Annotated in this window: 16 protein-coding genes; 10 read left to right on the forward strand and 6 right to left on the reverse strand. The window is 62.9% G+C overall.

Going from position 1 to position 14,268, the window contains the following annotated elements; all coding sequences use genetic code 11:
• Window positions 1–81: 81 nt before the first annotated feature.
• Window positions 82–990: a LysR family transcriptional regulator gene (locus tag NKJ00_RS29970; protein ID WP_023813895.1), complete on the reverse strand. Its 909-nt coding sequence runs from the start codon at window positions 988–990 to the stop codon at window positions 82–84.
• 146 nt (window positions 991–1,136) lie between these two features.
• Between NKJ00_RS29970 and NKJ00_RS29975 the strand changes: the two genes are divergently transcribed.
• Window positions 1,137–2,648, forward strand: a complete 1,512-nt coding sequence (locus tag NKJ00_RS29975; RefSeq protein WP_352632322.1) for an MFS transporter — start codon at window positions 1,137–1,139, stop codon at window positions 2,646–2,648.
• Between the two features lie 32 nt (window positions 2,649–2,680).
• Here the strand turns inward: NKJ00_RS29975 and NKJ00_RS29980 are convergent, their stop codons facing one another.
• Together NKJ00_RS29980 and NKJ00_RS29985 are read right to left on the reverse strand one after the other, a co-directional pair.
• Complete coding sequence (locus NKJ00_RS29980) at window positions 2,681–3,340, reverse strand: response regulator transcription factor (protein WP_023813893.1); 660 nt, start codon at window positions 3,338–3,340, stop codon at window positions 2,681–2,683.
• A gap of 122 nt (window positions 3,341–3,462) precedes the next feature.
• The gene (locus NKJ00_RS29985) at window positions 3,463–3,891 is read right to left on the reverse strand and encodes a hypothetical protein (RefSeq protein WP_023813892.1); all 429 of its coding nucleotides are present in this window, start codon (window positions 3,889–3,891) and stop codon (window positions 3,463–3,465) included.
• A 187-nt stretch (window positions 3,892–4,078) separates the two neighbouring features.
• Here NKJ00_RS29985 and NKJ00_RS29990 point away from each other — a divergent pair, with 187 nt between their 5' ends.
• On the forward strand, window positions 4,079–4,429 hold the full coding sequence (locus NKJ00_RS29990) for a DUF952 domain-containing protein (protein WP_023813891.1): 351 nt from the start codon (window positions 4,079–4,081) through the stop codon (window positions 4,427–4,429).
• Window positions 4,426–5,502: a quinone-dependent dihydroorotate dehydrogenase gene (locus NKJ00_RS29995; protein ID WP_023813890.1), complete on the forward strand. Its 1,077-nt coding sequence runs from the start codon at window positions 4,426–4,428 to the stop codon at window positions 5,500–5,502. The genes NKJ00_RS29990 and NKJ00_RS29995 overlap by 4 nt, the downstream gene beginning before the upstream one ends.
• 7 nt (window positions 5,503–5,509) lie before the next feature.
• Here NKJ00_RS29995 and NKJ00_RS30000 read toward each other — a convergent pair whose 3' ends face one another.
• On the reverse strand, window positions 5,510–5,683 hold the full coding sequence (locus tag NKJ00_RS30000) for a hypothetical protein (protein ID WP_023813889.1): 174 nt from the start codon (window positions 5,681–5,683) through the stop codon (window positions 5,510–5,512).
• Window positions 5,684–5,969: 286 nt separating this feature from the next.
• Window positions 5,970–7,343 (reverse strand): MATE family efflux transporter, encoded by a 1,374-nt coding sequence (locus NKJ00_RS30005; protein ID WP_502895935.1) that lies wholly within the window; start codon window positions 7,341–7,343, stop codon window positions 5,970–5,972.
• Between the two features lie 131 nt (window positions 7,344–7,474).
• Here NKJ00_RS30005 and NKJ00_RS30010 point away from each other — a divergent pair, with 131 nt between their 5' ends.
• On the forward strand, window positions 7,475–8,371 hold the full coding sequence (locus NKJ00_RS30010; RefSeq protein WP_352613073.1) for a histone deacetylase family protein: 897 nt from the start codon (window positions 7,475–7,477) through the stop codon (window positions 8,369–8,371).
• A 59-nt stretch (window positions 8,372–8,430) separates the two neighbouring features.
• Here the strand turns inward: NKJ00_RS30010 and NKJ00_RS30015 are convergent, their stop codons facing one another.
• The gene (locus tag NKJ00_RS30015) at window positions 8,431–8,694 is read right to left on the reverse strand and encodes a DUF6460 domain-containing protein (RefSeq protein WP_023813886.1); all 264 of its coding nucleotides are present in this window, start codon (window positions 8,692–8,694) and stop codon (window positions 8,431–8,433) included.
• A gap of 461 nt (window positions 8,695–9,155) precedes the next feature.
• Between NKJ00_RS30015 and NKJ00_RS30020 the strand changes: the two genes are divergently transcribed.
• The 6 genes from NKJ00_RS30020 to NKJ00_RS30045 all read left to right on the forward strand — a co-directional run bounded on the left by NKJ00_RS30020 (window position 9,156) and on the right by NKJ00_RS30045 (window position 14,252).
• Window positions 9,156–9,773 carry an outer membrane protein gene (locus NKJ00_RS30020; protein WP_128305256.1) on the forward strand — a complete coding sequence of 206 codons (618 nt, stop codon included), beginning with the start codon at window positions 9,156–9,158 and terminating at the stop codon, window positions 9,771–9,773.
• 317 nt (window positions 9,774–10,090) lie between these two features.
• A complete protein-coding gene (locus NKJ00_RS30025; RefSeq protein ID WP_352632325.1) occupies window positions 10,091–10,483 on the forward strand; it encodes a hypothetical protein in 393 nt (130 codons plus the stop codon).
• A 40-nt stretch (window positions 10,484–10,523) separates the two neighbouring features.
• Window positions 10,524–11,198: a response regulator transcription factor gene (locus NKJ00_RS30030; RefSeq protein WP_128305258.1), complete on the forward strand. Its 675-nt coding sequence runs from the start codon at window positions 10,524–10,526 to the stop codon at window positions 11,196–11,198.
• Window positions 11,195–12,694 carry a sensor histidine kinase gene (locus tag NKJ00_RS30035; RefSeq protein WP_352441474.1) on the forward strand — a complete coding sequence of 500 codons (1,500 nt, stop codon included), beginning with the start codon at window positions 11,195–11,197 and terminating at the stop codon, window positions 12,692–12,694. Before NKJ00_RS30030 ends, NKJ00_RS30035 begins: the two co-directional genes overlap by 4 nt.
• An 80-nt stretch (window positions 12,695–12,774) precedes the next feature.
• Complete coding sequence (locus tag NKJ00_RS30040) at window positions 12,775–13,764, forward strand: glycosyltransferase family 2 protein (protein ID WP_206535300.1); 990 nt, start codon at window positions 12,775–12,777, stop codon at window positions 13,762–13,764.
• Between the two features lie 41 nt (window positions 13,765–13,805).
• Window positions 13,806–14,252 (forward strand): GtrA family protein, encoded by a 447-nt coding sequence (locus NKJ00_RS30045; protein ID WP_352613074.1) that lies wholly within the window; start codon window positions 13,806–13,808, stop codon window positions 14,250–14,252.
• Window positions 14,253–14,268 lie beyond the last annotated feature (16 nt).

A 14,268-nucleotide genomic window follows, 5' to 3' on the forward strand; every position in this document is an offset into this window, starting at 1 on the left:
CTCGTCGAAACCATCGAGGCAGCCGAATGCAAGAACTACTTCGAAAACGCAGGCTACGCTTCCGTCAAAATATGAAACGCTCTAGGCCAGGCCGTCGACCATCTGGGAACTGCGGAACCGGGGCCGTCCGGCATTGCCCGCCACAGGCGGACGATGCTCGCGAAAGGCCATTGCAAGCGTCCTCAGCGCCTCGCGGGACTTGGCGTCCGTCAGCGTCGAAAGCAGCACGATCTCGGAAGGCGGCAGCGCCGGAAGCCCGAATTTCCGGCTGACCTCGATGGTGCCGGATGGGGCAAGCCGGCAGGAAAATACCGAGGCTGCGAGGCCGGCCGAGACGGCCTCCGCGACGGCGAAGGAGCCGCAGCCGAGGAACACCTCCGTCCACGGTATTCCGACAGCGTCGAGCGCGCGGGTCGTGATGTTGCGGATACCGCAGGATGGCGAGGATGCCGCCAGGCGCAGCGGCTCGTCGGCCCGGTGGATGAAGTCGGGCGCGGCGTACCAGCCGAAATGTTCGGGCGCCAGCACTTCACCATCGCGCCGGTCGTCCTCCCGGCGGATGATCGCCGCGTCGATCTCACCGCGATCGAAAGCGTCCAGCAGGTCGTGTGAATCATCGAGCCGCACTTCGATGGTGAGCGCCGGGTCATGCGCGTTGAGCCGCGCCAGCAATGTCGGGACTTCCGCGCCTCCGACATGGGTGGCGATGCCCAGTGTGAAGCGGCGGCGCACCGAAGACAGGCTGGCAATGGCGCGATCGTGTGCCGCGAGGAAGTCGCGTGCGGGCTGGAGAAACACCGCGCCCTGCGCCGACAAGCGCACCAGCCGAGGCGTGCGCTCGATCAATTTCTGGCCGACGCGCTCTTCCAGCCGCTTCAGCTTCACGCTGATCGCCCCTTGCGTGCTGCCAAGAGCCTCGGCCGCCCGCGTAAAGCTCTGAAGATCGGCGATGGCGACGAATGTTTTCACAGCGTCTACGTCCAGCGTCATGTCAGCTATCCGCACTTGTTGTCTCTGAAATAGCCAACCATGCAATTCTAAAATGATCAAGCCTCGCCTACCCTGGGCCATACGCGCGCCGGGCGAGCTGCAATGGATTCGCCGATTGCCGACAAATACGTTCGAAAGGTTGAACCATGCCCACTGCCCTGACCCGCCGCGGCATCATCGTTCTGTTTGCCGCCTGCCTGGCGTGCCTGATGTTCGGTCTGGAGATTTCAAGCGTTCCCACGATCCTGCCGACACTGGAGCAGATGCTGCACGCCGACTTCAAGCAACTGCAATGGGTGATGAACGCCTATACGATCGCGGTCACGACGGTGCTGATGGCGGTCGGCACGATCGCCGATCGTTACGGGCGCAAGCGTGTCTTTCTGGTCGCCATCGCCGCCTTCGGCCTGACATCACTGATTTGCGGCGTCGCCGAAAGCGTCTCCACGCTCATTGTCGCCCGGTTTCTGCAGGGCCTGAGCGGCGGTGCGATGCTGATCTGCCAGCTTGCCGTGCTGTCGCATGAATTCCGGGAAGGGCGCGAACGCGCCGTCGCGTGGGGCTGGTGGGGCGTCATCTTCGGCATCGGCCTCGGCTTCGGCCCCATCATCGGCGGCGGCATCGTCGCGGTCTCGAGCTGGCAATGGGTATTTCTTGTCCACGTGCCGGTTGCTGCGCTGGCATTCGCCCTCGCTCTGATGGGCGTCCACGAATCGAAGGACCCGCAGGCGGGCAAGCTCGACATAGCGGGCATCCTGACGCTGTCACCGTCGGTCTTCTGTCTCGTCTTCTACATCATCCAGGGGCCGGATCTGGGTTTCTCCAGCCCAACCGCGCTGGCGATCCTCGGCATCTCGATAGTGAGCTTCATCGCCTTCCTCATCGCCGAGAAGGTCAGCCAGCGGCCGATGTTCGACTTCTCGGTCTTCCGGATCCGACCCTTTTCGGGCGCCATCGTCGGCTCGGCCGCGATGAACCTCAGCTATTGGCCTTTCATGATCTACCTGCCGATCTGGTTCCACGCCGGGCTCGGCTATGACACCGTCTCCACCGGCCTTGCCCTGCTTGCCTACACGCTGCCGACGCTTGTGCTGCCGCCCTTGGCAGAGCGCTTTTCGCTGCGTTATCGGCCCGGCATCATCATTCCGGCGGGCCTCGTCATCATCGGCGTCGGGTTCATCCTGATGAAGTTCGGCAGCGCCGCCGCGCAGCCGGATTGGCTGACGATGCTGCCCGGCTGCCTGATCGCGGGGATGGGTCTGGGAATAACCAACACACCTGTCACCAACACGACGACGGGTTCCGTTTCGAGCGACCGCGCCGGCATGGCCTCCGGCATCGACATGAGCGCCCGCATGGTTTCGCTGGCGGTAAACATCGCGGTGATGGGCTTCATCCTGGCCAGCGGTGTGCTGGCGCATCTGAGGCATGCGCTGCCCGACCTCGACGCTGCCCAATTGCGTCTTCTCGCCGAAGCTATCGCTGCTGGAAATCCCATCTCCGGGCTCGCCGGGACCGTCGCCCAGGATGCGCTGCGCAACGGCTTTGGCTGGGTCATGCTCTATGGCGGGATCGGCGTCTGGATCATGGCCGCCATCAGTTTCGCAAGCTTCAACGCCCGGCCGATGCGGCGGACGGAGGTTCAGTGCTCTGATTGAACAATGTTCTGATTGAACAGGCGCCCTGGCGATCAACCCGCCGGCTGCAGCGGGTCGCTGCCGATCTTGGACAGAAGGATCACCGCCTGCGTGCGGCTGTCGACGCCGAGCTTCTGCAGGATGGCGGAGACATGCGCCTTGATGGTGGCCTCCGATACGCCGAGTTCATAGGCGATCTGCTTGTTGAGCAGGCCCTCGGCCAGCATGCCCAGCACCCGTGTCTGCTGCGGCGTCAAAGCCTGCAGCCGCTTGATAAGGTCCGATATTTCGGGATCGCGCTCGATGCCGAGATCGACGCCGGCTGGTGCTGCGATGTCGCCGGCAAGCACCGATTGCACGGCGCTGCGGATCTCTTCCATGCTGGCCGATTTGGAGATAAAGCCGGAAGCGCCGAGGTCGAGCGCCCGCCTGATGGTCGCCGGATCGTCGTGGGCCGACACCACGACCAGCGGCACCGCCGGATGGATGCCGCGCAGCGAGACCAGGCCGGAGAGCCCGCTGGCGCCCGGCATCGACAGGTCGAGCAGCACCAGATCGACGTCCTCGTTGGCCACGACCAGCGCCTTGGCGCTCTCGAAATCGCCGGCTTCGTGGATGGCGGCGACGTTGCCGATGCCGGCGAGCGCTTCGCGCAGCGCACCGCGAAACAGCGGGTGATCGTCGGCGATGACGAAAGAATAGCCTGCCGGCAAATGTCCCTCCCCGAATCCCCTATGGGTTTAGCTTTTTCGGGATCAGTGGGCGATTATGCGGGGCGGCGCGCTGTTTTCAAGCGGCAAAGCCAGCGCCCCGCGTTTTCCCTTGGTTGAAGCGCTCAGGTCTTCTGCGAATTGGGCTGGGCGCCGTTGTCCTTGTCCATATCCCTGACGATGCCCATGAAGCCGCGAAGGAAGCGCTCCATGTAGCCCATCGTCTTGTTGAAATCCTCCTCGCTCGGCAGTTTCGATTCGAGGCGGGCGGAGAGCGAATTCTCGAGCTTGGTGACGCGCTCGTCCATCGCCTTCATCGAGGTTTGCAGGCGGTCGACCTCGTCCTGGAAAGCAGCGCGTTCGTCGGCCGCCATCTTGCAGACGAGCTGGCCCGAACGCTCCTCGCAAATCGACATGGCGCCGGTCTGCGTATCGATACGGACAAAGCCGTTATCGGACTTTTCCAGCCGGTAGCGGTCGGTTTCTTCCGAGTAAGCTGAAGCCGCGATCAGCGAAACGAGCGCGGCGGGGATCAAGATGTGCTGCAGACGCATGTTGTCCTCCATGGCCAAGGCCTCAGATATCGCATGTTTGCGCCGGAAATGGGGAAGACCCTTGGCATGGCCTTTCCCGAATGGCTGGTTCGGAATCTTCTTGACGCAATTCCCAAGGGAAAGCGCTATGCGCTTTCCCCGGGAAAACCGTTTCACACTTTTCCTGGAACTGCTCTATAGCGCAACCATGTCTCAGATTATCTACAAGATAACCCCGCAAGCGCCATGGCGCGAGGCCGAAACGCATGGCCGCTTCACCGGCGCGCCGATCGATGTCGCCGACGGCTTCATCCACTTCTCCACGGCAGCACAGGTCAGGGAAACGGCGACAAAGCACTTTGCCGGCCAGACAGACCTTTTGCTGGTCGCCGTCGACGGCGCCGGCCTGGGCACTGCGCTGAGATACGAGGTCTCGCGCGGCGGCGAACTGTTTCCGCATCTCTACGACGTTCTGGACCTGAAAGCAGTGCTGTGGGTCCGACCACTGCCGCTTGGCGCCGATGGTGTGCACCAGTTCCCGGCACTGGAGGGGCAATGAGCGTGCTCGACCGGCTCGGCCAGAAGCTGCTGTTCGCCTTCGATCCGGAAACGGCGCATGGCCTGTCAATCGCCGCCTTGCGATGCGGCGTTCCGGTTGGTGCGCCGGCGGTCCGCGACGACAGGCTGAAGGTCAGCGTCTGCGGCCTCGATTTCCCCAATCCGCTCGGCATGGCGGCCGGCTATGACAAGAACGCCGAGGTGCCCGACGCGCTGCTTGGCCTCGGCTTCGGTTTCGCCGAGGTCGGCACGATCACGCCGCTGCCGCAGGTCGGCAACCCGAAGCCGCGTATCTTCCGGCTGACGGCCGACGATGCGGTGATCAACCGGCTGGGCTTCAACAATGAAGGCCATGCAGCGGCCGAAAAGCGCCTTGCCGCGCGTAAGGGCCGCTCCGGCATCGTCGGCGTCAACATCGGCGCCAACAAGGACAGCAGCGACCGCGTCAGTGACTATGAGCGCGGTGTCGCCCAGTTTGCGCAATACGCCAGCTATCTCACCGTCAACATCTCCTCGCCCAACACGCCGGGCCTGCGCAACATGCAGGCGCGCGAGCAGCTCGGCGAGCTCTTGTCGCGGGTCATGGCCGCGCGCGCCACGGGAACGGCGCAGCCGCCGGTGTTCCTGAAGATCGCGCCGGATCTGGTCGAGGCCGAACTGGAGGACATCGCCGCCGAGGTCACCGAGAAGCGGATCGACGGCGTCATCGTCTCCAACACCACCATCTCCCGACCGCCGCTGCGTAGCGGCGACACCGCGCGCGAGACCGGGGGACTCTCCGGCAAGCCGCTCTTCGAGCGTTCGACCATCGTGCTGGCGAAGATGCGCAAATTACTCGGGCCGGAGCTTGCCATCATCGGCGTCGGCGGCGTCGATTCCGCCGATACGGCGCTGGACAAGATCCGTGCGGGCGCTGATCTGGTGCAGCTCTACACCGGCATGATCTATGCCGGGCCCTCGCTACCAGCCCGCGTTCTTTCCGGAATGATCCGTTTCGTCGAAAAGGAACGGTTGAAGTCGATTTGCGAGTTGCGCGACAGCCGCCTCGACTTGTGGGCGTCCAGGCAACTCTGAACCGCTCTCAGGAGCGTAGATTGCGACTGACGGCCCGCTCGCAGATGGTGCCGCCGATGGCAGGCAACACGCCGAAGAGAAGCAACTGCGCGGTTCCGCCGATGCCAGAAACCGCGGAGAGAATGAACGCAGCGAGCAATCCCAGCGCCGCGCCCAAGACATATGGCAGGTAGCTTCGCATAAGCTCGCCCTGGAACAATTGGTGCATCAAGTCTGTTGGAAATCGACTGGAAGTGCAAGTGCATCCGACCGCACAGCATTGGCACCGGGTTCCTTCGGAGTCTCGCCGAGGCGTTGGCTGACGGAGCATCAAACGAAAAACCCGCCTGTGCGGCGGGTCACTGGCGCAAATCAGCACCATAAACAAATATGTACCATAGCTGAGGTCACCGAGTCAAGAAAAAATTCCTATCGCGAACAGGTGCCGTTCGGTGCCTGGACGGCGCAGGGCCTTCCGGGGACACCGTCTAAAACGCCGTCCGTACCCTGAGCCGCAGGATCGTCAGCAGGCTGAAGCCTCGCACCAGCAGGAAGACGTGCAGCGCCGCCCACAGTCCATTGTTGCCGAAGGCGGGCGCAAGGGTCAGCAGCGCGGCCGCGAAAACCAGGAACGACAGAAGCATCATGTTGCGCATGTCGCGGGACCAGGTCGCGCCGATGAAGACGCCATCCATCTGGAACGCCAGCACACCGCTCAGCGCCGTGAATGCCGCCCACGGCAGGTAGATGTCGGCCACCGAACGGACGTCCTCCGATGTCGTCACGAGAGCGACCAGATTGGCGCCCCCAGACAGCATTACCAGCGTCGCGGCTCCCGCCAGTCCGAAACCCCAGAACAGCGTCAGCCGCACGGCCTGGCGGAACGGTGCGGCGGCACGTGCGCCGACGGCACGGCCCGCCAGCTGTTCGGCGGCGGTGGCAAAGCCGTCGAGGAAATAGCCGGCGACGAGGAAGAAGTTCATCAGCACGGCGTTGGCGGCCAGCGTCACCGTGCCGAACTGCGCGCCCTGGCGGGTGAACAATGCGAAGGCGGCGAGCAGCGAGAACGAGCGGATCATGATGTCGCGGTTGAGCGACATCATGCGCAGGAAGGCGGCCATGTCGAGCAGGCGGTGGCGCGGCAAGGATGGGGCGGCCCGGAACCGGCGGATGACGATCGCCAGGCCGAGCAGCATGGCCAGGAACTCGCCGGTGACGGTCGCCCAGGCAACGCCGGCGACACCCCAGCCAAGTTTCAACCCAAGCAGGAAGCAGAGCGCGATGTTGATGCCGTTCAGCACCAATTGCAGCACCAGCCCAAGCCCGCCCTCGCCGCGCCCCAGCACATAGCCGAGGATGGCGTAGTTGATCAGCGAAAAGGGAGCCGCGAGCAGCCTGATCCTGATGTAGACGCCCATTGCCTCGCTGACGCGCGGTTCGGCGCCCATGAACTTTTGCCCGGCGATGGCGACCAGCGGCGCAAGGGCAGCGAGCACTATGCCGGCAATAACCGCGATTAGCACGGCGCGCCAGAACACCGCCTGCTCCTCCAGGGCATCGCCGCGTCCGAAAGCCTGGGCGACGAGCCCGGTGGTGCCCGAGCGCAGGAAATTGAAAGAGGTGAAGACGACGTCGAAGATCAGTGCGCCGGCCGCAAGGCCGCCGAGCAGGGCGGCATCGCCGAACTGGCCGACGACAGCCGTGTCGACCAGGCCGAGCATCGGCGTCGTCAGATAGGCAAGCGTCATCGGCACGGCGATGGCGAGCACGGAGCGGTTGGTGACGACAAATGATCCGGGGTGGATCGGGGATCCCGCGTGGATAGGGGATCCGGCGTCGGCTGGTGTTGCACCTTTGTCCAGGATTGCTGCCTTGCTGATTGCGGCTTGATAGAACCGTCGATGTGCCCCATTTTCCGGCCACCGCGCAATCACCTATCCCTTGACGGCCAACCGAAATCCCGGTCTGGCGTGAGCCAGCCGGATACGATTTCATGCCTCTGCAGATCGTCCATCATCCCGACTACGACGCCGGCTTCGCCGTCAACCATCGCTTTCCGATGAGCAAATATCCGTTGCTGATGGAGGCGCTGCGTACGCGCGGCCTCGCCGGCCCCGACGCGCTCAGCACCGCCGAACCGGCACCAGCGTCATGGCTGGAGCTTGCCCATGCGGCGGACTATGTCGACCAGGTCGTCAACTGCTGCGTGGCCGAGAAGATCGAGCGCGAGATCGGTTTTCCGATCGGACCCCGCGTCTCGCTGCGCGCGCAGCTTGCCACCGGCGGCACCGTGCTGGCGGCGCGGCTGGCCTTGCGCCACGGTATCGCCTGCAACACCGCAGGCGGCAGCCATCATGCGCGGCGCGCGCAGGGCGCGGGCTTCTGCACCTTCAACGATGTCGCCGTCGCCGCATTGGTCCTGCTCGCCGAAGCCGCGGCACAAAACATCCTGGTCGTCGACGTGCACCAGGGCGACGGCACGGCGGATATTCTCGCCGATGATCCGCGCGTGTTCACCTTTTCCATGCATGGCGACCGCAACTATCCCGTGCGCAAGATCGCCTCCGACCTCGATGTCGCGCTGCCCGACGGCACGGGTGACGTCGCTTACATGAAGAGGCTCGCCGCCATCCTGCCGGAGCTCTCCGCCCAAGCCCATTGGGACATCGTGTTCTACAATGCCGGCGTCGACGTCCATGCTGAGGACCGGCTTGGCAGGCTGTCGCTGTCGGATGACGGCCTGCGCGCCCGCGACGACATGGTCATCAGCCACTTTCGCACGCGGGGCGTTCCGGTGTGTGGCGTCATCGGGGGTGGCTATTCAACGGATGTGCCCGCACTCGCGGCGCGCCACGCCATCCTGTTCGAGGTCGCCGCGGGCTACGCCTGATAGTCCTTTTCAAGCACGGTCTTGTCGGAAAACCGGTTCCCACTTTTCGGGATCATGCTCTACTTCCGGTAGTTGGCGATCCTCAACAAGATGAACGCCGGCACGACGATAGCCGCGCCCAGCAAGATATAGCCGAGGAAGCGGTCGATGGCGTGGAAGCCGAGATTCCACAGGTCCATGAAGAACTTCCGGATGCCGTAGAGCACATCCATCGGCGACCAGCCAAAGGCATTCATGACCAGGCCGACGAGGAAAGACACCACCAGCAGTTTCAGGATCACCTTGAGCGGCGAGTCGCCAAGGAAGCGCGTCAATGCGGACAAGGCCCGTCTCCAGATTGAGGTACCCAGACTCGAGGGCTTCGGCCCAGACATACGCACTTGGCTTGCCCGCTTCAAGCCGGCAGTTTTGCGGGATGCCAAAGGCCTCCACCGAGCGATTGCATGGCAAGATTGTGCTGCTGAACTGGCCAAACCCGCGCCAGACTGTTAAATTTGCGTAAACAGAACCGCTTTAATATCTTGAAAATAAAGCGAAAAATCGTCATTTTTCGACTTCCCGCAATGTGCGCGCAATTTTCGCCTGCGAGACGGTCGGCGTCTTTCAGGTGATTGGCCGCGCGGGCGCTCTGACCCCCCTACCACAGCTGGCGAAAGCCAGTCCCAGGACCGCGCAACCATCCCTGAAAGACGCCAAATCGGAGCCCGACCGCCCCAACGGTCGAGTTCTTCGGGAATTAACCTGCGCATCGATTGCCGGATGCGCGCGTGTGTGGAGTAATGCAGTGTTCTCTCAAGCAAAGATCATCCTGACGGCAAGTGCCCTTGCCGTATGCCTCCTAGGGCCGGCGATGGCCGCCGACCTTTCGCCCACCTACAATGATCCCCCCGCGTTCCAGTGGAGCGGCGCCTATGTCGGCGTGCATGGCGGCACGGCGTTCACCGGGATGCCGAACCCGTTTGCCGGCAGGAATGGTCTCAGCGGCGGCGTTCAGGCCGGCTACAACCAGCAGATGGGTCCAGCGGTTCTCGGTGCCGAGATCGAGGGCTCCTATCTGGGTGGCGCCGAGCACGACGTCCGGGGCGGCAAGATCAAGGAAAAGTGGCGCGGAGCCGCCAAGGCCAAGGCCGGCTTGAGCTTCGACCAGACGCTGCTGTTTGGAACCGGCGGCGTCGCCATGACCAAATTCGACAAGGGCGACAAGGTAAGCAGCACCGACGGATGGAAACTCGGCTATCTGGTCGGCGGCGGCATCGAGCAGGGTTTTGCCGGCGGCCTCTCGGCCAAGGTCGAATATGACTATGTGCGCACCCCAGGCGTCGAAACGACGTCCGCCCTGGGCAAATCCAAGGCGACGATCGGCAGCCATGAACTGAAGGCCGGCATCAACTACCGGTTCTAGGGCAGGCCATGGGTTCCGTTGAACCCGTCTGTATTTTGCTCGAACGACCTTGCGCGGCGCCCGGATGCAACGGGGCCGCGCAATTGCTTTGCCTCCATCCGCACCGGCGTCGACGCGTGTCGGCAGACCGCATTTGTGTGCCAGGTCCTGCGTAATGTCGATGCAATCTTCACACCCTAAAGCGCGTCGCATCGAAGCGGATCATGCGGCCCGCTTCAGGTTTTTGTTTTTGTGCATGTCGTTGTCCCCAAAACCGGGGCCACTTTTGGGCGACATGCATTCGGTGCCGCGGATAACCTTGATGACGGGAATCGGATATGTCCAAAAGCAGCGCAAACCATCTGGTGTGTATCTCCAAGGCGTTCTTCGTCGCAATCGTGCTGGTGCTGACGGGATGCGCCTCCGACATCATGAAGAACTACATCGGGCAACCGGTCGAATCGGTCATTCTGGACTACGGGCCGCCGACCGCCGTCGTTGATCTCGGCCGGGGCGAGCGGGCCTATCAGTGGCGGACAATATCCACCAACGCGGTTTCCGGGACCTCCAGCGGCGAGGTTCGCCACACAAAACACGGAACCGTCTACGAAGAAACCGAAACGCCTGGCTATATCGAGCGCCAGGAATGCTTCTATACGTTCTATGCCCGCGCCTCGGGCGGCCGATGGTTCATCACCAATTTTCGTCAACCGAAGCTGGAATGCGAATGAATTGCCACGGCGTGCCGGCTGCCTGTGACGGAGAGTGCGCATGCGTATCCTGCTGATCGAGGACGAGCCGGAAATGGCCTCGGTGCTGAAGACCGCACTCGAGCGCCAGGACATCATCGTCGACCATGCCGCGACACTGGCGGATGCCGAAGCCGTGGCGCGGCTCGGCCACCATGACGCGGTGGTGCTGGACCGCCGGCTACCGGACGGCGATGGCCTCAGCCTGATCCCGCGCCTGCGGGCCTTGCATCTGGACGTGCCGGTGATCGCGTTGACGGCGCTCAGCGGGCTCGACGATCGCGTGGCGGGGCTCGATGCCGGCGCCGACGACTACATGGTCAAGCCGTTCGCCACGGTGGAACTGGTTGCCAGGCTCAATGCCTTGCACCGGCGTTCGTTCACCACGCGCGCCCACCAGACGGTGGTCGGCCGCCTCACCTATGATTTTCGCCATCGCGAGGCGCTTGTCGAGGACCAGACGCTGGAGCTGCCGCGGCGCGAACGGCTGGTGCTCGAAACGCTCATCCGCAGGCCGGGCCGGACGATTATGCGCGGGACGCTGGAAGAAGCCGTCTATGCTCTCGACGACGAGATCGGCTCCAATGCATTGGATGCGCACATTTCGCGGCTGCGTCGCAAGCTTGACGACGTCGCTGCCGGTATCGAGATCAGGGCGATCCGCAACCTCGGTTATCTCTTGCGGGCCGCCTCGTGAAGAAGCCGCGCACGCGATCGCTGCAATGGGTGCTGGTGCGGCGGATGATCCTGCTGCAGGCGGCGACACTCCTTGTCTTCATCGTGCTGTGCGCGGCCGCGCTATGGATCGCCAATCCGCGGCTTCTTGTCGACAACGAAGCTGCCGTCGCCGCCCTCAAGGATGCCGTCGATCGTGACGGCAACGGCATATTGATCGTCCATGAGACCGACGGGCTGCGTTCGTTTCGTGAGGGTTTCCCCAATGTCTGGTACATCATTCGCGACAACAGCGGCCAGAGCATCCGCTTCGGCAGCATACCCGACGTCTACACCAGGAATTTTGGCGATCTGCTGGGCCAGGCCGATCACGCCACCATCGGATTTTCCGAAGATGATTTGAGGCCGGAGGCCTATCTCGAAAGGGTTTCGACCAAGGCCGGCACGGTTCAGATCATCGCCGCGACAAGGTCATCGCGGGAAGAGACCGAGGGCCTCGAGGTCACCATTTCGGCCAGCATCGACGTCGCCAAGAACCCGGATGGCAGCAGGAACTGGGAGAAGGCGCTTCCCGCTCTCGTGGCCATCATCGTCATCCTGCTGTTGCCGATTGTCCTCGTCATGGGAGCCACGACCCTGGTGACGACGCCAGCCGTCGTGCGCCGGTCGTTTGCCGGACTTGTCGACACCGTCCAGCAGGCCGCGCGCATCGACATCGGCACCCGTGCGATGCAACTGCCGGTCAAGAATGTGCCGCAGGAGATCGCGCCGCTCGTGCATGCTTTCAACCAGACGCTGGCGCGCCTCGCCCAGGGCTATGACCGGCACAATCGCTTCCTCACCGACGCCGCGCACGAACTGCGCACGCCGATCGCCATCCTGCGCACGCGCGCCGAATTGCTGAAGCAGGAACCGCAAAGCGCGCGCCTGCTGCATGACATCGAGCGCCTGTCGCATCTTGCGCAACAGCTGCTCGACCACCAGTTGCTCGACCGCCCGGCGGACCAGCGCCAAATCATCGACCTCTGCGATCTTGTCAGCCGGGTCGCGGCCGACTTTGCCCCGCTCGCCATCGAAGCAGGCTACGATCTTGCCTTCGAGCCGACAGCCAACAAGGTCCATGTCGAGATCAACGTGCCGCAGATCGAGCGGGCGCTGGCAAATCTCGTGCGCAATGCCATCGATCATGGCGGCGGTTCCGGCACGATCACCATAGCGATCTATGAAACCGGCGGCGTCGAAATCCGCGACGAAGGCCCAGGCATTCCGGCCGATGAGCACGAGAATGTTTTCGAGCCCTTCTACCGCCTGCAGCCGCAATCGCGCGGCGCCGGTCTGGGATTGAACCTTGCCCGGCAGATCGCACTGCTGCACGACGGCTCCATCCGGATATTGGCGGGCTCCTGGCAAGGCGCCCGCATTCGCATGGAGTTGCCGGTTCGGTCGGTGGCCGCGTGCGGCAGAAATGATGGCCGGCCGACGGTTGCGGCCGATCCCATTGGCTTATCTGTTTTCTAACCAATTGCCGCTATTCCCAATCGAATAGCGGGAGCAAGGCTTTGGTGGAGACGGAGAGAAACACCGCGCGACGCGGCGTCATGCTGTCGGTGGTCATACCATGCTACAACGAGCTGGATGGCGTGGCCGAACTGCACCGGCGGGTAACGGCCGCATGCCTTGAACAAGGCCCTTCCTACGAGATCGTCCTTGTCATCGATGGCGCGACCGACGGTACGCGCGAGGCCATTCTCCAGCTGGCTGAAAAGGACGACCATGTCGTCGCCATCGACCTTGCCCGCAATTACGGCCACCAGATCGCGTTGAGCGCCGGGCTCGAATTCTGTCGCGGCCAGCGCATTCTCATTCTCGATGCCGACTTGCAGGATCCGCCTGAACTGCTCGGCGCGATGATGACGAAGATGAACGAAGGCTTCGATGTGGTCTACGGCCAGAGGCTGACGCGCGATGGCGAAAGCTGGTTCAAGCTCGCCTCCGCGTCCATGTTCTATCGCTTGCTGCGCCGGATGGTCGACGTCGACATAGCCCCGAATACCGGTGATTTCCGGCTGATGAACCGTCGCGCGCTCGACCATCTGAACGCGATGCCAGAACGTTACAGGTTCATTCGCGGCATGGTGAGCTGGATCGGGCTGAGACAGGTGGCTTTTCCCTATGAGCGGCACCGCCGCTTTGCCGGCACCACCCACTATCCGCTGAAGAAAATGCTTCTTCTGGCGGTCGACGCGATGACCAGCTTCTCCATCGTACCCTTGCGGTTCGCCTCGCTGCTCGGAATGATGTTCGGGCTTCTGGGGCTGGTCGTGCTCGGCTACACCCTGTTCGAATGGTCGGTCGGAAACGTCTTGCCCGGCTGGACCAGCCTTGCCGCGATCATGCTGATCCTGGGCAGCGTCCAGCTCATGGTGCTTGGCATCTTCGGCGAGTATCTCGGGCGCATGTACATGGAGACGAAGCGGCGGCCGCTTTATTTCGTCAACGAGATCGTTTCGCGCAGCCAGGCAGCCGAGGACAAGGAGCTGCCCGTCCATCGCCTGCAAGAGATGGCAAAGAAGGCCGCACGTGCTTGAGACGGCGTTCTACCGATAGGCGCTGGCACACCAGGAACAGCATGCTGTCAAGTCTGCCATCCGATTTATTGAGAATGTTGCGGTTTGGCGCCGTGGGGGTGCTCAATACCGCGCTAGCATATGCAACAATACTGGCTGGGCTTGCGCTGGGCCTTGGTGACATCGTTTCCAATGCAACAGGCTATGCTGCCGGCCTCATCCTTGGTTTCTTCCTCAATCGCCAATGGACCTTCAACAGAGAGGGGGGCTTTCGACCCGGCACCGCCCAACGATATGTGATAATTTTTGTTGTCGCCTATGGCGCCAATCTGGCCATCGTGGTTGCCGCCGTTTCGGCAGGCATCCTCGAAAACCCATTCGTCCACTTGGCCGGAAACTGCCTTTACTCGATCATTTTCTACTTTGGTTCGGCCCGCTTTGTGTTCGTGGGAAATACGGATGGTAGCGCAGCGGCCATTCGGGCGACGTCAATGGACCACATTCCTTGATTGAGGTGCAATGCAA

Source organism: Mesorhizobium sp. M0227, assembly GCF_040321855.1.
Taxonomy (GTDB): Bacteria; Pseudomonadota; Alphaproteobacteria; order Rhizobiales; family Rhizobiaceae; genus Mesorhizobium.

Coding starts and splice junctions, on each gene's coding strand:
- NKJ00_RS29985 (WP_023813892.1), bottom strand. CDS start 3,891: ATGCGTCTGCAGCACATCTTGATCCCCGCCGCGCTCGTTTCGCTGATC.
- NKJ00_RS30010 (WP_352613073.1), top strand. CDS start 7,475: ATGCCTCTGCAGATCGTCCATCATCCCGACTACGACGCCGGCTTCGCC.
- NKJ00_RS30000 (WP_023813889.1), bottom strand. CDS start 5,683: ATGCGAAGCTACCTGCCATATGTCTTGGGCGCGGCGCTGGGATTGCTC.
- NKJ00_RS29995 (WP_023813890.1), top strand. CDS start 4,426: ATGAGCGTGCTCGACCGGCTCGGCCAGAAGCTGCTGTTCGCCTTCGAT.
- NKJ00_RS30025 (WP_352632325.1), top strand. CDS start 10,091: ATGTCCAAAAGCAGCGCAAACCATCTGGTGTGTATCTCCAAGGCGTTC.
- NKJ00_RS30030 (WP_128305258.1), top strand. CDS start 10,524: ATGCGTATCCTGCTGATCGAGGACGAGCCGGAAATGGCCTCGGTGCTG.
- NKJ00_RS29975 (WP_352632322.1), top strand. CDS start 1,137: ATGCCCACTGCCCTGACCCGCCGCGGCATCATCGTTCTGTTTGCCGCC.
- NKJ00_RS29990 (WP_023813891.1), top strand. CDS start 4,079: ATGTCTCAGATTATCTACAAGATAACCCCGCAAGCGCCATGGCGCGAG.
- NKJ00_RS30040 (WP_206535300.1), top strand. CDS start 12,775: ATGCTGTCGGTGGTCATACCATGCTACAACGAGCTGGATGGCGTGGCC.
- NKJ00_RS29970 (WP_023813895.1), bottom strand. CDS start 990: ATGACGCTGGACGTAGACGCTGTGAAAACATTCGTCGCCATCGCCGAT.
- NKJ00_RS30045 (WP_352613074.1), top strand. CDS start 13,806: ATGCTGTCAAGTCTGCCATCCGATTTATTGAGAATGTTGCGGTTTGGC.